This is a genomic window from Streptomyces gobitricini, from assembly GCF_039532985.1.
In the GTDB taxonomy this organism is placed as follows: Bacteria; Actinomycetota; Actinomycetes; order Streptomycetales; family Streptomycetaceae; genus Streptomyces; species Streptomyces gobitricini.
The window spans coordinates 62,519-79,454 of record NZ_BAAASR010000019.1; the positions used below are offsets into that span (position 1 = coordinate 62,519).

The 16,936-nt window shown below is 72.1% G+C and carries 16 protein-coding genes; 3 read left to right on the forward strand and 13 right to left on the reverse strand.

Features of this window, described 5'->3' with window-relative positions:
• Nucleotides 1-366 precede the first annotated feature (366 nt).
• Together argH and ABD347_RS18390 are read right to left on the reverse strand one after the other, a co-directional pair.
• Nucleotides 367-1,794, reverse strand: a complete 1,428-nt coding sequence (argH, locus tag ABD347_RS18385; protein WP_344362546.1) for an argininosuccinate lyase — start codon at nucleotides 1,792-1,794, stop codon at nucleotides 367-369.
• An 83-nt stretch (nucleotides 1,795-1,877) separates the two neighbouring features.
• The gene (locus tag ABD347_RS18390; protein WP_344362548.1) at nucleotides 1,878-3,071 is read right to left on the reverse strand and encodes an argininosuccinate synthase; all 1,194 of its coding nucleotides are present in this window, start codon (nucleotides 3,069-3,071) and stop codon (nucleotides 1,878-1,880) included.
• A 404-nt stretch (nucleotides 3,072-3,475) separates the two neighbouring features.
• Here ABD347_RS18390 and ABD347_RS18395 point away from each other — a divergent pair, with 404 nt between their 5' ends.
• A complete protein-coding gene (locus ABD347_RS18395) occupies nucleotides 3,476-4,198 on the forward strand; it encodes a L,D-transpeptidase family protein (RefSeq protein WP_344362551.1) in 723 nt (240 codons plus the stop codon).
• A 139-nt stretch (nucleotides 4,199-4,337) separates the two neighbouring features.
• Here ABD347_RS18395 and ABD347_RS18400 read toward each other — a convergent pair whose 3' ends face one another.
• The 8 genes from ABD347_RS18400 to ABD347_RS18435 all read right to left on the reverse strand — a co-directional run bounded on the left by ABD347_RS18400 (nucleotide 4,338) and on the right by ABD347_RS18435 (nucleotide 12,735).
• Nucleotides 4,338-4,901, reverse strand: coding sequence for an arginine repressor (locus ABD347_RS18400; protein WP_344362553.1), 564 nt, complete (start codon nucleotides 4,899-4,901; stop codon nucleotides 4,338-4,340).
• A 7-nt stretch (nucleotides 4,902-4,908) separates the two neighbouring features.
• Entirely contained in the window at nucleotides 4,909-6,105 is a 1,197-nt protein-coding gene (locus tag ABD347_RS18405; RefSeq protein WP_344362556.1) for an acetylornithine transaminase, read from the reverse strand.
• Nucleotides 6,102-7,004: an acetylglutamate kinase gene (argB, locus tag ABD347_RS18410; RefSeq protein WP_344362558.1), complete on the reverse strand. Its 903-nt coding sequence runs from the start codon at nucleotides 7,002-7,004 to the stop codon at nucleotides 6,102-6,104. The genes ABD347_RS18405 and argB overlap by 4 nt, the downstream gene beginning before the upstream one ends.
• Nucleotides 7,001-8,152: a bifunctional glutamate N-acetyltransferase/amino-acid acetyltransferase ArgJ gene (argJ, locus tag ABD347_RS18415; RefSeq protein WP_344362561.1), complete on the reverse strand. Its 1,152-nt coding sequence runs from the start codon at nucleotides 8,150-8,152 to the stop codon at nucleotides 7,001-7,003. The genes argB and argJ overlap by 4 nt, the downstream gene beginning before the upstream one ends.
• Nucleotides 8,149-9,177, reverse strand: coding sequence for an N-acetyl-gamma-glutamyl-phosphate reductase (gene argC / locus ABD347_RS18420; RefSeq protein WP_344362564.1), 1,029 nt, complete (start codon nucleotides 9,175-9,177; stop codon nucleotides 8,149-8,151). Before argC ends, argJ begins: the two co-directional genes overlap by 4 nt.
• Before the next feature lie 66 nt (nucleotides 9,178-9,243).
• Complete coding sequence (locus ABD347_RS18425) at nucleotides 9,244-11,646, reverse strand: ATP-binding cassette domain-containing protein (RefSeq protein ID WP_344362566.1); 2,403 nt, start codon at nucleotides 11,644-11,646, stop codon at nucleotides 9,244-9,246.
• Nucleotides 11,647-11,888: 242 nt separating this feature from the next.
• On the reverse strand, nucleotides 11,889-12,305 hold the full coding sequence (locus tag ABD347_RS18430) for a VOC family protein (RefSeq protein ID WP_344362568.1): 417 nt from the start codon (nucleotides 12,303-12,305) through the stop codon (nucleotides 11,889-11,891).
• A gap of 10 nt (nucleotides 12,306-12,315) precedes the next feature.
• The gene (locus ABD347_RS18435; RefSeq protein ID WP_344362570.1) at nucleotides 12,316-12,735 is read right to left on the reverse strand and encodes a helix-turn-helix transcriptional regulator; all 420 of its coding nucleotides are present in this window, start codon (nucleotides 12,733-12,735) and stop codon (nucleotides 12,316-12,318) included.
• 198 nt (nucleotides 12,736-12,933) lie between these two features.
• Between ABD347_RS18435 and ABD347_RS18440 the strand changes: the two genes are divergently transcribed.
• The gene (locus ABD347_RS18440) at nucleotides 12,934-13,458 is read left to right on the forward strand and encodes a hypothetical protein (protein ID WP_425575694.1); all 525 of its coding nucleotides are present in this window, start codon (nucleotides 12,934-12,936) and stop codon (nucleotides 13,456-13,458) included.
• Nucleotides 13,459-13,471: 13 nt separating this feature from the next.
• On the opposite strand, the gene ABD347_RS18445 is transcribed toward ABD347_RS18440, so the two are convergent.
• Together ABD347_RS18445 and ABD347_RS18450 are read right to left on the reverse strand one after the other, a co-directional pair.
• Nucleotides 13,472-14,635, reverse strand: coding sequence for a methyltransferase (locus ABD347_RS18445; protein ID WP_344362573.1), 1,164 nt, complete (start codon nucleotides 14,633-14,635; stop codon nucleotides 13,472-13,474).
• A gap of 31 nt (nucleotides 14,636-14,666) precedes the next feature.
• On the reverse strand, nucleotides 14,667-15,104 hold the full coding sequence (locus tag ABD347_RS18450) for a GNAT family N-acetyltransferase (protein ID WP_344362575.1): 438 nt from the start codon (nucleotides 15,102-15,104) through the stop codon (nucleotides 14,667-14,669).
• A gap of 173 nt (nucleotides 15,105-15,277) precedes the next feature.
• Between ABD347_RS18450 and ABD347_RS18455 the strand changes: the two genes are divergently transcribed.
• Entirely contained in the window at nucleotides 15,278-15,469 is a 192-nt protein-coding gene (locus ABD347_RS18455) for a DUF1918 domain-containing protein (protein WP_344362576.1), read from the forward strand.
• 24 nt (nucleotides 15,470-15,493) lie between these two features.
• Here ABD347_RS18455 and ABD347_RS18460 read toward each other — a convergent pair whose 3' ends face one another.
• On the reverse strand, nucleotides 15,494-16,795 hold the full coding sequence (locus ABD347_RS18460; RefSeq protein ID WP_344362579.1) for a glycoside hydrolase family 10-like protein: 1,302 nt from the start codon (nucleotides 16,793-16,795) through the stop codon (nucleotides 15,494-15,496).
• Nucleotides 16,796-16,936 lie beyond the last annotated feature (141 nt).

A 16,936-nucleotide genomic window follows, 5' to 3' on the forward strand; every position in this document is an offset into this window, starting at 1 on the left:
GACAGGGCGTTGTGGCACATGATCCGCCGCGAGTGGGGCGCGCGGTACGCCGACCGGACACGCGGAAGGCCCGGGCGCGCGAAGGCCCCGGGCGGGCGGGAAAGGCCCGGAACGCGGAAAGGCCCCTCGCGGGGGCCTTCCGGAAGACGCGGTACGTCCTGGGGCTACGGGGTACGGGGTACGCGGCGGGCCGGCCGTTCGTCCGGTGGGCGACGACATCACCGGGTAACGGCCGATGAGAAGGTGGGCGGGAACACCTCGCCGCCGCCCCGGCCGGTACACGTCGACGCGCGCACCGGCCTGGCGGGGCCCGGATGCCGACGCGTGCTCGTGCGGACCGGGCGGCGGCGCTGTGACCTGGCGAGGCTACTTCTTGGCGGTGGCCCAGGCGTGCTGGATCACCAGGTCGGCCTTGACCTCGGCGAGCTGGGTCGCGACGGCGGAAGGGGCCGTGCCGCCCCGGCCGCTGCGGGAGGCGAGGGCGCCGGGGACGTTCAGGACCGTCCGCACCTCGGGCGTCAGGTGCTCGGAGATCTTGGCGAACTGCTCGTCCGTGAGCTGGTCCAGCTCGATGCCACGCGCCTCGCACTCCTTGACGCACTCACCCGCGACCTCGTGCGCCACCCGGAACGGCACGCCCTGCTTGACCAGCCACTCGGCGATGTCCGTCGCCAGCGAGAAGCCGGCCGGGGCGAGCTCCTCCATCCGCTCCCGGTTGACGGTGAGCGTGGCCATCATGCCGGTGAAGGCGGGCAGCAGGATCTCGAGCTGGTCGCAGGAGTCGAAGACCGGCTCCTTGTCCTCCTGGAGGTCCCGGTTGTACGCGAGCGGGAGCGCCTTCAGCGTGGCGAGCAGGCCCGTGAGGTTGCCGATGAGCCGGCCGGACTTGCCGCGCGCCAGCTCCGCGATGTCCGGGTTCTTCTTCTGCGGCATGATCGACGAGCCGGTGGAGAAGGCGTCGTGCAGGGTTACGAAGGAGAACTCCTTCGTGTTCCAGATGATGACCTCCTCGGCGATCCGGGAGAGGTTCACGCCGATCATGGCGGTGATGAACGCGAACTCGGCGACGAAGTCGCGCGACGCCGTGCCGTCGATCGAGTTGCCCGAGCTGCCGTTCTCGAAGCCCAGGTCCTTGGCGACCGCCTCCGGGTCGAGGCCGAGCGACGAGCCGGCAAGGGCGCCGGAGCCGTACGGGGAGACAGCCGTCCGCTTGTCCCACTGGCGCAGCCGCTCCGCGTCCCGGGACAGCGACTGCACATGGGCGAGCACATGGTGCGCGAAGAGCACCGGCTGGGCGTGCTGGAGGTGGGTACGCCCCGGCATGGCGACGTCGGAGTGAGCCTCCGCCAGGCCCACGAGCGCGTCCTGGAGTTCGGCGAGGAGCCCGCCGATGATCCGGGCGTGGTCGCGCAGGTACATCCGGAACAGGGTCGCGACCTGGTCGTTGCGGGACCTGCCCGCCCGCAGCTTGCCGCCGAGGTCGGGGCCGAGCCGCTCCAGCAGACCGCGCTCCAGCGCGGTGTGGACGTCCTCGTCGGCGATGGTGCCGGTGAAGGAGCCGTCCGCCACGTCCGCCTCCAGCCGGTCGAGACCCGCCAGCATGCGCGTCAGCTCGTCGGCGGTGAGCAGCCCGGCCTTGTGGAGTACGCGCGCGTGGGCGCGGGAGCCGGCGATGTCGTACGGCGCCAGGCGCCAGTCGAAGTGCACGGACGCCGACAGCTTGGCCAGCGCCTCGGCGGGACCGTCGGCGAAACGCCCGCCCCAGAGCCGGACATCACCGTTGTTGCTGCTCACTGCTTCAAGCTCCTCAAGGCTGTGGAAGTACGACGCCTCCCCGCCCACGGGGAACGGGGAGGCCGCTGTCGAACGAGGCGTCCTTACGCGAGGTCACGCTTCGCGGCGATCTTCGACGACAGGGCGAAGATGTCGATGAAGCCCTGCGCCTTGGACTGGTCGAAGGTGTCGCCCGAGTCGTACGTCGCCAGGTTGAAGTCGTACAGCGACTCGTCGGACTTCCGGCCGGTGACGACGGCGCGGCCGCCGTGCAGGGTCATCCGGATGTCGCCGGAGACGTGCTGGTTGGCCTCGTTGATGAAGCCGTCCAGAGCCCGCTTGAGCGGCGAGAACCACAGGCCGTCGTAGACCAGCTCGCCCCAGCGCTGCTCGACCTGCCGCTTGTAGCGGGCCAGCTCGCGCTCGACGGTGACGTTCTCCAGCTCCTGGTGGGCGGTGATCAGGGCGATCGCGCCGGGAGCCTCGTAGACCTCGCGGGACTTGATGCCGACCAGCCGGTCCTCGACCATGTCGATCCGGCCGACGCCCTGGGCTCCGGCCCGCTCGTTGAGCTGCTGGATGGCCTGGAGGACGGTGACGGGCCTGCCGTCGATGGCGACCGGGACGCCCTCCTTGAAGGTGATGACGACCTCGTCGGCCTCGCGGGGGGCGGCCGGGTTCGAGGTGTACTCGTAGATGTCCTCGATCGGCGCGTTCCAGATGTCCTCGAGGAAACCGGTCTCCACGGCGCGCCCGAACACGTTCTGGTCGATGGAGTACGGGGACTTCTTGGTGGTCGCGATCGGCAGCTCGGCCTTCTCGGCGAAGGCGATCGCCTTGTCGCGGGTCATGGCGTAGTCGCGGACCGGGGCGATGCACTTCAGGCCGGGACCGAGCGCCTGGATACCGGCCTCGAAGCGGACCTGGTCGTTGCCCTTGCCGGTGCAGCCGTGTGCCACGACCGAGGCGTCGTGCTTCTTGGCGGCGGCGACCAGGTGCTTGACGATGGCGGGCCGGGAGAGTGCCGAGACCAGCGGGTAGCGGTCCATGTACAGGGCGTTGGCCTTGATCGCCGGAAGGCAGTACTCGTCGGCGAACTCGTCCTTGGCGTCCGCGACCTCCGCCTCGACCGCACCGCAGGCGAGCGCGCGCTTGCGGATGACGTCCAGGTCCTCGCCGCCCTGGCCGACGTCCACGGCGACGGCGATGACCTCGGCACCCGTCTCCTCGGCGATCCAACCGATGGCGACGGAGGTGTCCAGTCCGCCCGAGTAGGCGAGTACGACGCGCTCGGTCACGGGTTTCTCCTTACGGTGCATTCACTGACAGGTATAACTATGCAGAGCGCCGTATGTTTTGTCAACGCAGGTGTGGGGGACTGGGGGCATGCTCCGGCCGGCCCCTCTCCCCCTCTCCCCCGGAAGGCGGCCCGGCCCCTGCGGCGTGCGCCGCACACGGCACCGGCACCTCCGCGTCGCACGGGGCGGACGGCCCGCGGCACGCCGAGCGCTCCGGCCGCAGGCCGGATGAGGAGCCCACCGCGTACCGCCGGAAGAAGGACCACGCCGGAACGACCCCGAACGGGCCCCGGCCTCCCGCTGCCGCCGCCGCGCTCCGCCCGCCGCACACCGGCGCCGCGCGCCCCCCTGATCGGCCGCGCCCGGGCGGCGCGGGCCCTGCGGGACACGTACGGTCCGGTGCCATGCGCCTCGGTCTCGTCCTCGCGTCCGTTCTCGCGTCCCTCCTGCTGCCGGCCCCCGCCGCGCACGGGGACGGCGCACCACTGCCCGCGCGTATGGCGGACACGGGCGGCGGTACGCAGCTGATCACGGCCGAGGCCCCGAGTACCGGGTCGACCACCGGGACGGTGACCTGGTGGGACCGGCGCGGCGGGCGCTGGGTACGGGCGGGGGCGGCGCCCGCGCGGTTCGGGGCGAACGGCCTGGTGGAGGGCGACCGGCGGCGCCAGGGCACATCGACCACACCGACGGGCCTGTACCCGCTGCCGTACGCCTTCGGCATCGACGCCGCGCCGCCGGGCGCGGGCGTCCGGTACCGCCGCGTGACGCGCGACTCCTGGTGGTGCCAGGACAACCGGTCCCGCGCGTACAACCGCTGGGTGGAGGGCCTGCCCCCGGACTGCCGGGCGGCGGAGGCCGAGCACCTCGTCACCTACGGACGGCGGTACGCGCACGCCCTGGTGATCGGCTTCAACTACGACCGCCCGGTACGCGGGCGCGGCGCGGGCATCTTCCTGCACGTCGAGGGCCGTGGGCCGACGGCCGGCTGCGTGGCCGTGCCGGCGGAGGCGATGCGCCGCATCCTGGCCTGGGCGGAGCCGGCACGCCGGCCGCACATCGCGATCGGGACGAGCGGACGACCGGGCGGGGACACGGACGGGCGGACGGCGATCGTGCGGTACTGACGGGCACGCCGCGGCCCGGATGGCCCTCGTGGTCCGGACGGCCCGGGTGGTCCGGATGCCCCTCGCGGCCCGGGCGGCGACGCGCCGGGGCGGACGGGAAAACGCCGCTCCCCGGTGCGAGCGGCGCTCCCTGACGTGGCTACCGCTCCTTCTGCGCCAGTCGCAGCAGGTGGTCCGCCAGCGCCTGGCCCCCCACCGGGTCGCGGGAGATGAGCAGCAGCGTGTCGTCGCCCGCGATGGTGCCGAGGATGGCGTGGAGTTCGGCCTGGTCGATGGCGGACGCGAGGAACTGGGCGGCGCCCGGCGGCGTACGGAGGACCACCAGGTTGGCGGAGGCCTCGGCGGAGATCAGCAGCTCACCCGAGAGGCGGCGCATCCGCTCCTCCTTGGCCGACTCGCCGAGCGGGGCCTGCGGGGTGCGGAAGCCGCCCTCGCTGGGCACCGCGTAGATCAGTTCGCCGCCCGTGTTGCGGATCTTCACCGCGCCCAGCTCGTCGAGGTCCCGGGAGAGCGTCGCCTGCGTGACGCTCAGCCCGTCGTCGGCGAGCAGCTTCGCCAGCTGGCTCTGCGAGCGCACGGGCTGCCGGTTGAGGATGTCCACGATCCGCCGGTGGCGTGCGGTGCGGGTCTGCGGAACGGACGGCCCTCCCCCAGGCTCCGCCTGGGGGGACCCCCAGTGCTCGGTTTCCTGTGCGTCGGTCATCGTCGTCTCATTCCCCGGCTCGTCCTTCCCCGTTCACGCTGCTGAGGACGCCGGGCAGGGCCCGGAGGAAGGCGTCCACCTCGTCGTCACCGATGACCAGCGGCGGCATGAGCCGTACGACATCGGGAGCGGGCGCGTTCACCAGGAGGCCGGCGTCCTGAGCCGCCTGCTGCACCTGTGGCGCGAGGGGCTCGGTGAGCACGATACCCAGCAGCAGGCCCGCGCCGCGGACGTGGGAGACCAGCGGGTGGCCCAGAGCCTCGATTCCGTCGCGCAGCTTCTCGCCGAGGCGCTTGACCTCGTCGAGCGCGGACCCGGCGGCGAGGGTGTCGAGTACGGCGAGCCCGGCGGCGCACGCGACGGGGTTGCCGCCGAACGTCGTGCCGTGATGGCCGGGCCTCAGCAGCTCGGCGGCCTCCCCGAAGGCGACGGTCGCGCCGATGGGCAGGCCGCCGCCGAGGCCCTTGGCGAGGGTGACGATGTCCGCGTCGACGCCGTGTGCCTGGTGCTCGAACCAGTGGCCGCACCGGCCGATGCCGGTCTGCACCTCGTCGAGGACGAGCAGGGTGCCGGTGGCGCGGGTGATCTCGCGGGCGGCCTTCAGGTAGCCGGGCGGCGGGACGACGACGCCGTTCTCGCCCTGGATGGGCTCGACGATGACGAACGCGGTCCGCTCGGTCACGGCGCAACGGAGCGCTTCGGCGTCTCCGTACGGTACGTGCGTGACGTCCCCCGGCAGCGGCAGGAACGGCTCCTGCTTGCCGGGCTGGCCGGTGAGCGACAGGGAGCCCATCGTCCGGCCGTGGAAGCCGCCGGTCGTGGCGACCATGTGCGTGCGGCCGGTCAGCCGGCCGATCTTGAAGGCGGCTTCGTTGGCCTCGGCGCCCGAGTTGCAGAAGAGGACCCGCCCGGGGCGGCCGAGGAGCTGGAGCAGCCGTTCGGCGAGGGCGACCGGCGGCTCGGCGACGAAGAGGTTGGAGACGTGGCCGAGGGAGCCGATCTGCCGCGACACCGCCTCGACGACCGCGGGGTGCGCGTGGCCGAGGGCGTTGACGGCGATGCCGCCGACGAAGTCGAGGTACTCGGTGCCGTCGGCGTCCCACACCCTGGCGCCCGCACCGCGTACGAGCGGCAGCCGGGGCGTGCCGTAGTTGTCCATCAGCGCGCCCTGCCAGCGCCGGGTCAGGTGCTCGTTACCCGTCATGACTCCCCCTGTGGATCCGGTACGACCATCGTGCCGATGCCCTCGTCGGTGAAGATCTCCAGCAGGATCGAGTGCTGCACGCGCCCGTCGATCACGCGCGCGGTGGTGACGCCGTTGCGTACGGCGTGCAGGCACCCCTCCATCTTGGGGACCATCCCGCTGGAGAGCTCGGGCAGCAGCTTCTCCAGCTCGCGGGCGGTGAGCCGGCTGATGACCTCGTCGCTGTGGGGCCAGTCCTCGTAGAGGCCCTCGACGTCGGTGAGGACCATCAGGGTTTCGGCGCCCAGCGCCGCAGCGAGTGCCGCAGCCGCCGTATCAGCATTGACGTTGTAGACATGTCCGTCGTCCTCGGAACGGGCGATCGAGGACACGACCGGGATGCGGCCGTTGTCCAGCAGTGCCTCGATGGCACCGGTGTCGATCCGGGTGATCTCCCCGACGCGGCCGATGTCGACGAGTTCGCCCTCGATCCGCGGCTGGTGCTTGGTGGCGGTGATCGTGTGGGCGTCCTCGCCGGTCATACCGACGGCGAACGGGCCGTGCTGGTTGAGCAGCCCCACGAGCTCGCGCTGGACCTGCCCGGCGAGCACCATCCGTACGACGTCCATCGCCTCGGGCGTGGTGACGCGCAGGCCCGCCTTGAACTCGCTGACCAGGCCCTGCTTGTCGAGCTGGGCGCTGATCTGCGGGCCGCCGCCGTGCACGACGACCGGCTTGAGGCCGGCGTGGCGGAGGAAGACGACGTCCTGGGCGAAGGCGGCCTTCAGCTCCTCGTCGACCATGGCGTTGCCGCCGAACTTGATGACGACGGTCTTGCCGTGGTGGCGCGTGAGCCAGGGCAGCGCCTCGATGAGGATCTGCGCCTTGGGCAGAGCGGTGTGCTTGCGTGTCGTGCTCATGAGCTGTACGCGCTGTTCTCGTGGACGTAGTCGGCGGTGAGGTCGTTGGTCCAGATGACCGCCGACTCCGAGCCGGCCGCGAGGTCGGCGGTGATCTTCACTTCCCGGTACCGCATGTCGACCAGGTCTCGGTCCTCGCCGACCGAGCCGTTCCGGCAGACCCAGACGCCGTTGATGGCGACGTTCAGCCGGTCGGGCTCGAAGACGGCGCTCGTGGTGCCGATGGCGGACAGGACACGGCCCCAGTTGGGGTCCTCGCCGTGGATGGCGCACTTGAGGAGGTTGTTGCGGGCGATGGAGCGCCCCACCTCGACGGCGTCGTCCTCGCTCGCCGCGTTCACCACCTCGACACGGATGTCCTTGGACGCCCCCTCGGCGTCCCCGATGAGCTGGCGGCCGAGGTCTCCGCAGACCTGCGTCACGGCGTCGGCGAAGTCCGCGTACGCGGGGGCGGTCCCGGACGCGCCGGAGGCCAGGAGCAGGACCGTGTCGTTGGTGGACATGCAGCCGTCGGAGTCGACCCGGTCGAAGGTGACGCGGGTGGCGTCGCGCAGCGCCTTGTCGAGCGTCGGGGCGTCGACGTCGGCGTCGGTGGTGAGGACGACGAGCATGGTGGCGAGACCGGGGGCGAGCATGCCCGCGCCCTTGGCCATGCCGCCGACCGTCCAGCCGTCCTTGGTCACCACGGAGGTCTTGTGGACGGTGTCGGTGGTCTTGATGGCGATGGCGGCCTTCTCGCCGCCGTGCTCGGAGAGCTCCTTGGCGGCCTTCTCGACGCCGGGCAGGAGCTTGTCCATGGGCAGGAGCACGCCGATGAGGCCGGTGGACGCGACGGCGACCTCGCCCGCCCCGATCTCCAGGACCTCCGCGACCTTCTCGGCGGTGGCGTGGGTGTCCTGGAAGCCCTTGGGGCCGGTGCAGGCGTTCGCGCCACCGGAGTTGAGGACGACGGCCTTCAGCTCGCCGGTCTTCAGGACCTGCTCGGACCACAGGACGGGCGCGGCCTTGACGCGGTTGGAGGTGAAGACGCCCGCGGCGGCACGACGCGGCCCGTCGTTGACCACGAGGGCCAGGTCAGGATTGCCGTTCGCCTTGATCCCGGCGGCGATGCCCGCGGCCGTGAATCCCTTTGCTGCCGTGACGCTCACGGTGCGACTCCGATCGTGGAAAGACCCGTGTCCTCGGGAAGCCCGAGGGCGATGTTCATGCTCTGCACCGCGCCGCCGGCGGTGCCCTTGGTGAGGTTGTCGATGGCGCTGATCGCGATGACGCGGCCGGCCGTCGCGTCGTACGCGACCTGGACCTGCACGGCGTTGGAGCCGTGGACGGACGCCGTCGCCGGCCACCGGCCCTCGGGGAGGAGGTGGACGAACGGTTCGTCGGCGTACGCCTTGGCGTAGGCGGCCCGGACGTCCTCGGCCGTGATGCCCGGCTTCGCCTTGGCGCTGCAGGTGGCGAGGATGCCGCGCGCCATGGGCGCGAGGGTCGGGGTGAAGGAGACGGTGACCGGCTCGCCGGCGACCGCGCCGAGGTTCTGCATCATCTCGGGGGTGTGGCGGTGGCCGCCGCCGACGCCGTAGGGGCTCATCGAGCCCATGACCTCGGAGCCGAGCAGGTGCGGCTTGAGCGCCTTGCCCGCGCCGGAGGTGCCGGTGGCGGCCACGATCACCGCCTCCGGCTCGGCGAGCCCGCCGGCGTACGCGGGGAAGAGCGCGAGCGACACGGCGGTGGGGTAGCAGCCGGGCACCGCGATGCGCTTGGACCCCTCCAGCGCGGCGCGGGCACCCGGCAGCTCGGGGAGGCCGTAGGGCCAGGTGCCCGCGTGGGCGGAGCCGTAGAACCTCTCCCAGTCGGCGGCGTCCTCGAGCCGGAAGTCGGCGCCCATGTCGACGACGAGGACGTCGTCGCCGAGCTGCTCGGCGACGGCGGCGGACTGGCCGTGCGGCAGGGCGAGGAACACGACGTCGTGGCCGCCGAGGGCCTCGGCGGTGGTCGGCTCGAGGACACGGTCGGCGAGCGGCAGCAGGTGGGGCTGGAGCGCGCCGAACGCCTGGCCGGCGTTGGAGTGGCCGGTCAGGGCGCCGATCTCGACCTCGGGGTGGCCGAGGAGCAGACGGAGCACCTCTCCGCCCGCGTATCCGCTCGCGCCTGCCACTGCTGCTCGTACTGCCATCGGACCCTCCTCGTCGATGGCATGACTATACGCAGCGTCGCAGTTTTATGCAAAGCCCTTCCGTGCTCAGCCGACGTAGGCGGCCAGGTGCTCGCCGGTGAGGGTGGAGCGGTCGGCGACGAGCTCGGCGGGTGTGCCCTCGAACACGATCCGGCCGCCGTCGTGGCCGGCACCGGGGCCGAGGTCGATGATCCAGTCGGCGTGCGCCATGACCGCCTGGTGGTGCTCGATCACGATGACCGTCTTGCCGGAGTCGACCAGCCGGTCCAGCAGGCCGAGGAGCTGCTCCACGTCGGCGAGGTGCAGGCCGGTGGTCGGCTCGTCGAGGACGTAGACACCACCCTTGTCGCCCATGTGGGTGGCCAGCTTGAGGCGCTGCCTCTCACCGCCGGACAGGGTGGTCAGGGGCTGGCCGAGGGTGAGGTACCCGAGCCCGACGTCGGCGAGCCTGCCGAGGATCCTGTGCGCGGCGGGGGTGCGTGCGTCGCCGTCGGCGAAGAACTCCCCGGCCTCGGCGACCGGCATCGCCAGCACCTCGCTGATGTCGCGGCCGCCGAGGCGGTACTCCAGGACCGACGCCTGGAACCGCCTGCCCTCGCACTCCTCGCACGGGGCGGCGACACCGGCCATCATCGCCAGGTCGGTGTAGATGACACCGGCGCCGTTGCAGGTGGGGCAGGCGCCCTCGGAGTTGGCGCTGAACAACGCCGGCTTGACACCGTTGGCCTTGGCGAACGCCTTGCGGATCGGGTCGAGCAGCCCGGTGTACGTCGCCGGGTTGCTGCGCCGCGACCCCCGGATCGGCGTCTGGTCGACCGATACGACGCCCTCGGCCGCCGGGATGGAGCCGTGCACGAGCGAACTCTTCCCGGAGCCGGCGACACCGGTGACGACGGTGAGGACGCCGAGCGGGATGTCGACGTCGACGTCGCGCAGGTTGTTCGCCGTCGCGCCGCGGATCTCCAGCGTGCCGGTGGGCTTGCGGACCTCCTCCTTGAGGGCGGCCCGGTCGTCGAGGTGGCGGCCGGTGACGGTGCCGCCGGCGCGCAGCCCCTCGACGGTGCCCTCGAAGCAGACCGCGCCCCCCTCCGCGCCGGCGCCGGGGCCGAGGTCGACGACGTGGTCGGCGATCGCGATCGTCTCCGGCTTGTGCTCCACGACGAGCACCGTGTTGCCCTTGTCGCGCAGCCGCAGGAGCAGGCTGTTCATCCGCTGGATGTCGTGCGGGTGGAGGCCGGTGGTGGGTTCGTCGAAGACGTAGGTGACATCGGTGAGCGACGACCCGAGATGGCGGATCATCTTCACACGCTGCGCCTCACCGCCGGACAGCGATCCCGAGGACCGGTTCAGACTGAGGTAGCCGAGCCCGATCTCCACGAACGAGTCGAGTGTCTGCCGCAGCGCGGTCAGCAGCGGCGCCACTGACGGCTCGTCGAGGCCACGGACCCACTCCGCCAGGTCCCTGATCTCCATCGCGCACGCGTCGGCGATGCTGATCCTGCCGATCCTCGAGGACCGGGCGGCTTCGGTGAGGCGGGTGCCCTCGCACTCCGGGCAGGTCGTGAAGGTGACGGCCCGCTCGACGAACGCCCGGATGTGCGGCTGCATCGCCTCCTTGTCCTTGGACAGGAACGACTTCTGGATCTTGGGGATCAGCCCCTCGTAGGTGAGGTTGACGCCGTTGACCTTCACCTTGGTCGGCTCACGGTAGAGGAAGTCCTGCATCTCCTTCTTGGTGAACCTGCGGATCGGCTTGTCGGGGTCGAGGAAGCCCGACTCGGCGTAGATCCCCACCGTCCACACGTTGTCCGACTTCCAGCCGGGGATGGTGAACGCGCCCTCGCTGATCGACTTGGAGTCGTCGTAGAGCTGGGTGAGGTCGATGTCGGAGACCGTGCCGCGGCCCTCGCAGCGCGTGCACATGCCGCCGGTGCGGCTGAAGGTCACCTTCTCGGTCCGGGTCCGGTCGGCACCGCGGTCGACCCGGAACCCGCCGCTCGCCTGCACGGAGGCGACGTTGAACGAGTACGCGCCGGGCGGGCCGATGTGCGGCTCGCCGAGCCGGCTGAAGAGGATGCGAAGCATCGCGTTGGCGTCGGTGGCCGTACCGACCGTGGAGCGCGGGTCGGCGCCCATCCGCTGCTGGTCGACCGTGATCACGGTGGTCAGTCCGTCGAGGACGTCGACCTCGGGCCGCGCCGGCGTGGGCATGAAGCCCTGTACGAAAGCGCTGTACGTCTCGTTGATCAGCCGCTGCGACTCCGCGGCGATCGTGTCGAACACCAGCGAGCTCTTGCCCGAGCCGGAGACACCGGTGAACACCGTCAGCCGGCGTTTGGGGATCTCGATACTGACGTTCTTGAGGTTGTTCTCCCTCGCGCCGTGGACACGGATCAGGTCGTGGCTGTCGGCGACGTGGGGCCCAGGTGTCCGTACGTCAGTGCTGTTGGCCCTCTTGGCCGTGCTCATCGTGTCTCCATCCGTTGGGCGGGGCCGCCTGCGCGGTCCCCCTCGGCCTCGCGTGGCTCGATTATCCGACCGGCGCGGAGGAGTACGTCCGGATTTTCCCGTGGCGTCGTCCCCGCGGCGCCCCCGGCGGAGCGCCGGGCCGGCGGGCGGCCGTCAGGGCGCCGGCGGGCGGCCGTCGGAGCGCCGGCCGGCGGCGGGGCGCGACGGCCTGACAGGGCCAGAGCCCCGGGTTTTGGTGGCCCTTACCGCTTGCGGGGCTGGTTGAAGCGGAGCATGTTGCCGGCCGGGTCGCGGAAGGCGCAGTCCCGGACGCCGTACGGCTGGTCCATCGGTTCCTGCAGCACCTCACCGCCCGCGGCCAGGACGCGCTCGAAGGTGGCGTCGACGTCGTCGGTCGTGAAGATGACGCCGCGCAGCATGCCCTTGGCCAGCAGTTCCGCCATCGCCTGCCGGTCGGCCGGCGAGGCGTTGGGGTCGGCGAGCGGCGGTTCGAGCACGATCTCCACGTCCGGTTGCGCCGGCGACCCGACGGTCACCCAGCGCATCCCCTCGAACCCGACGTCGTTGCGTACCTCCAGGCCGAGGACGTCACGGTAGAAGGTGAGCGCCTTGTCATGGTCGTCGACGGCGATGAAGCACTGTGCGAGCTTGATGTCCATGCCCCAGACGCTACGAGGCGGCGGCGGTTCCCGCTTCTCCGATCCTGACCGGTCGTGTGTAAATCTTGGCGACACACGCCGGGATCGCGGCGCCGGCGTCATGGCGACGTGCCCGGTAGGCGCTCGGACTCTCGCCGACCAGCTGGGAGAAGCGCGAGCTGAACGACCCCAACGAGGTGCACCCGACCGCGAAACAGACCTCGGTCACGCTCATGTCGCCCCGCCGCAGCAGCGCCTTGGCCCGCTCGACGCGGCGGGTCATCAGGTAGCCGTAGGGCGTCTCCCCGAAGGCGGCACGGAAGCTGCGGGAGAAGTGCCCGGGCGACATCAGGGCGACCTTCGCCAGCGCGGGCACGTCCAGCGGCAGCGCGTAGTCGCGGTCCATCACGTCCCGGGCGCGGCGCAGCCGCACCAGATCCTCCAGGGTCATGCCCCCAGCATCGCACGCCCCCGCCGGCGGGCGGTGCGGGCCGGGGGCGGTCCGTGCCGCTCGCCCGGCGCACTCCGATCACCGGACCGGACCGGAGGTCCGCCGGGCACAACACCTCACTGGTGTCCGCCCGTTGGAGAGGCCGGAGACCGGTAATATCCGCAACTTCAACCACTCAGCGCGACTCAGGAGGAATGGGTGGCATCGAACCCGGTGGCCGGTGTGCTCGCCCGCATGTCGGACGTGACGCGGGAGGTGCCCGCCGACCGGAACGGTGCGCTGTGGCGGCTCGCGGAGGACGGCCGGCAGCTGGACGCCAATGTGGTGCGGCTGGCCGCCGGGGCCGGGGTCGCCACGCACGTCGAGCCCGACCTGGACGTCCTGCTGTACGTCGTCGGCGGCACCGGGCGGCTGGACACCCCGGAGGGCGGGCAGCCCGTGGAGGCGGGGTGCCTGGTGTGGCTGCCGCGCGGCGCCCGGCGCGGTGTGGCGGCGGGGCCGGAGGGGCTGGCCTACCTCACGGTGCACCGCCGCCGCCCGGGGCTGACCATCGGCACCGCGTCCCCCCGCACCGCCACGGCTCCCCCCGGGGCCGGCGAGCGGGAGGGCGGCGAGGCCGCCTGCCTGCTCGACCGGGTGTGCTCCGAGTGCGGCCGGCTCGCGCCCGCCGAGTCCGACGTCCGCTTCTGCGGGCGGTGCGGGTCCCGGCTGCCGGCCCGCTGACGGCGGCGCCCGCCTACTTCTTCACGGCCCTCAGGACGACGAACTTCGGGTCGCTCGCGACGACCTCGGAGTTGCCGAAGATCCGGCGCAGCGTCACGTGGTAGCCGAGGTGCCGGTTGCCGACGACCCACAGTTCGCCACCGTCGCGCAGCGCCCGGCGGGCCCCGGAGAACATGCGGCGGGCTGTCACGTCGGTCGTCGCCTGGTGACTGTGGAAGGGCGGGTTGTTGAGGACCAGGTCGACGGAGTCGGCGGGTACGTCCGCGAGGCCGTCCCCCACCAGGAACTCCGCCTCGGCGCCGGGGCCGGCATTCGTCTTGAACGTCTCCTCGGCCGACGCCACGGCCTGGTACGACTCGTCGGCGAAGAGGAGCCGGGCACCGGGCTCTGCCAGCGCCACCGCGAGGCCCACCACGCCGTTGCCGCAGCCGAGGTCGACGACCCGGGAGCGGCCGAGGTCACGCGGCAGGTGCCGGAGGAAGAACCGGGTGCCGATGTCGAGCCGGTCGGCGCAGAAGATGCCCGCGTGGTTGACCACGGTCCGGCCGGCGACCGCGCCGGGGGCGTCGGCGGGCAGGGCGTAGCGGTGCGGCCAGGGACTGGCGGAGCGCGGCAGGGCGGGGTCCGGCGTACAGAAGATGAGCCGGGCCTTCCGTACGGCCAGGGACGTGCGGGTCGGGCCGATGATCCGCTCGAAGAGCCCCAGCGTGGAGGTGTGGATCTCCTTGACCATGCCGGTGCCGGCGACGACCGTCCCGGGGTGCACGGCCGGGGCGAGGCGGTGCAGCTGGTCCTCCAGGAGCGCCAGGCTCTTGGGAACGCGGACCAGGAGGACGTCGACGCGCTCCGGCGGCGTGTCCCTGGTGGTCAGCAGTCGTACGGACGCCTGGTCGGCTCCGTTGCGGGCGAGGTTGGCGCGGGTGGCCCGGTGGGCGAGGTACGAGTCGGTGATCTGGACGACCCGTCCGGGGTACTGCCCGGCGAGCGAGGTGGCCAGGGCGCCCCACCGGTCGCCGACCACGACGACGGCACCGGTACCGGTGCCGGGTGGGGCGGACTCCGCCAGGTGCCGCAGCAGGTACTCGTCGGCGGCGTCCCAGGCGCGCAGCCGGTCGCGCGGGTCCTCGGGGAAGCGGGCGAGTTCGTACGCGCCCCATGGCGTGGTCAGACGGTTCATCGTCCGCCCAGGCTAGCCGGTGGACCGGGGGCTACGGGAACGGGAGCACCATCCAGTGCTCCGGTACGTCCAGCGGCTTGAAGCCGATCTTCTCGTACACGCCGTGCGCGTCGTGCGTGGCGAGCATGACGCGCTTGACGCCGAAGGGGGCGAGATGGTCGCGGACCGCCTCGACCAGCGCGGTGCCCAGGCCCTTGCCGCGGGCGGGCCGGTCGACGTAGACGTCGCAGAGCCAGGCGAAGGTCGCGTGGTCGGTGATGACGCGGGCGTAGGCGACGAGCTCGCCCGAGGCGGTCTCGTACGCGCCGAAGTTGAGCGATCCGTCGATGGCGCGGTCCTGCTTGTCGCGGCTGCGCCCGATGGCCCAGTACGCGTCGGTCGACAGCCAGTGGTGGACGCGGGCCCGGTCGAGGCGGGCGGCGTCGGTGGAGATCTCGTACGCGTCCAGGGCTGTCGTGGTCTCGTCCATGATCGGACTCTGGCAGGGCGGGGCGCGGTTGTCAGTGGCGCGGGCCACGCCGGCGGCCTCCTCGGCGACCGGGCACCCGAGCGGATTGCTCCGGGTGACGCGGACCACACCTGCGGACGTAGACTCCCCTACGGAACGACAAACAGGGCATACCGGTGCGAGGAGGTCACTCGATGCACGCGACCGTGGGCGACACATTGCTGGTGCACGGCAGGGTCGTCGGCCAGCACGACAGGACCGCCGAGGTCATCGAGGTGCTCGGGCCGGACGGGGCACCTCCGTACCGTGTCCGCTTCGACGACGGACACGAAACGGTGATGTCCCCGGGCCCCGACAGCGTCGTACGCCACAAGGAGCCCGGCTAGTCCGGCCCGGCGGGAGGTCCGCCGCTAGCCCGGTGGACGGGCCGGCGCGGGGTAGTGGTCGGCGACGACCCTGGCCATCGCCCCGACGCGGTCCGTGACGACCTCCTTGCCCGAGAAGAAGACGTGGCCGCGCACCCTCGGGTACTCACCCGCCAGGGTGAGGTGGCGGGACAGCTCCGCCGGGTCCTGCCAGGCGGCGGGCTGGGCGGGGTCGCCGGCCTTGTACAGCGCCTCCCCCACGTACAGCTCGACGCCCGTGCCGCGCGCGACACCGTCCCACCAGGGCACCAGCTCGGCGTAGTCGGCGGCGGCGTGTCCGATGTGCCAGTAGAGCTGCGGCACCACGTAGTCGATCCAGCGTTCCTTCACCCACTTGCGGGTGTCGGCGTGCAGGTGGTCGTACGTCTGGACGCCCGCGCGGGTGTTTGAGCCGAGCGGGTCGGTGGCGGCGTTGCGCCACACGCCGAACGGGCTGATCCCGAACCGTACGTCCTTGTCGATCTCCCGGATCCGCTGGGACATCTCCCGCACCAGCCGGTCGATGTTGTCCCGCCGCCACGCGGCCTTGTCCGGGAACCCCGCTCCGTGCGCCGCGTAGGTGCCGTCGTCGGCGAACGCCTGGCCCGCCACGGGGTACGGGTAGAAGTAGTCGTCGAAGTGGACGGCGTCGATGTCGTAGCGGCGCACCGCGTCGAGCATGGCGTCCTCGACGAAGCTCCGCACCTCCGGCAGCCCCGGGTCGTAGTACAGCTTCCCGCCGTACGGGATGACCCAGTCCGGATGGACCCGGGCGGGGTGCCCCTCCGACAGCCGCGCCGGATCCGTGTGGTTGGCCACCCGGTACGGGTTGAACCACGCGTGCAGCTCCAGGCCGCGCGCGTGCGCCTCGGCCACCGCCGTGCCCAGCGGGTCCCACCCCGGGTCCCGGCCCTGCACGCCGGTCAGGCACTGGGCCCACGGCTCGTACGGCGAGGGCCACAGCGCGTCGGCGGTCGGCCGCACCTGGAACACCACCGCGTTCAGCCGCCGCTCCACCGCGGTGTCGAGGAAGGCCAGCAGCTCGGCGCGCTGCCGGTCGGCCGGCAGGCCGGGTTTCGAGGGCCAGTCGCGGTTGGCGACGGTCGCCAGCCACATCCCGCGGAACTCCCGGCCGGCCGCCTTCCGCTTCCTCCGCTTCCCACCGCCGTGACGGTGCTCACCGTGCTTCCCGTCCGCCAGGCCCCCACTTCCGTGCCGGGCCGCCGCGCCCGCGTCCGCCGCCGCCCACAGCGACGCCACCGCTCCGAGCGCGGCGGCCGCCAGGCCTCGTCTGCCGATATGCCGCATACATATGCCCCTTACCAGTGGGTTGCTCCCGGTGTCTCCCGGTCCCCGCAGAGCATGCCCGCCCCGGACCGCCCTCCATCCGCGCGAACGGAGTAACGTCGGGGGGTCGAGGCGGGCGCCGGAATCACACGGGGATCCTGC

Coding starts and splice junctions, on each gene's coding strand:
- ABD347_RS18455 (WP_344362576.1), top strand. CDS start 15,278: ATGCACGCGACCGTGGGCGACACATTGCTGGTGCACGGCAGGGTCGTC.
- ABD347_RS18405 (WP_344362556.1), bottom strand. CDS start 6,105: ATGACGGGTAACGAGCACCTGACCCGGCGCTGGCAGGGCGCGCTGATG.
- argC (WP_344362564.1), bottom strand. CDS start 9,177: ATGGCAGTACGAGCAGCAGTGGCAGGCGCGAGCGGATACGCGGGCGGA.
- ABD347_RS18445 (WP_344362573.1), bottom strand. CDS start 14,635: ATGAACCGTCTGACCACGCCATGGGGCGCGTACGAACTCGCCCGCTTC.
- ABD347_RS18450 (WP_344362575.1), bottom strand. CDS start 15,104: ATGGACGAGACCACGACAGCCCTGGACGCGTACGAGATCTCCACCGAC.
- ABD347_RS18430 (WP_344362568.1), bottom strand. CDS start 12,305: ATGGACATCAAGCTCGCACAGTGCTTCATCGCCGTCGACGACCATGAC.
- argB (WP_344362558.1), bottom strand. CDS start 7,004: ATGAGCACGACACGCAAGCACACCGCTCTGCCCAAGGCGCAGATCCTC.
- ABD347_RS18425 (WP_344362566.1), bottom strand. CDS start 11,646: ATGAGCACGGCCAAGAGGGCCAACAGCACTGACGTACGGACACCTGGG.
- ABD347_RS18435 (WP_344362570.1), bottom strand. CDS start 12,735: ATGACCCTGGAGGATCTGGTGCGGCTGCGCCGCGCCCGGGACGTGATG.
- ABD347_RS18460 (WP_344362579.1), bottom strand. CDS start 16,795: ATGCGGCATATCGGCAGACGAGGCCTGGCGGCCGCCGCGCTCGGAGCG.
- ABD347_RS18400 (WP_344362553.1), bottom strand. CDS start 4,901: ATGACCGACGCACAGGAAACCGAGCACTGGGGGTCCCCCCAGGCGGAG.
- ABD347_RS18395 (WP_344362551.1), top strand. CDS start 3,476: ATGCGCCTCGGTCTCGTCCTCGCGTCCGTTCTCGCGTCCCTCCTGCTG.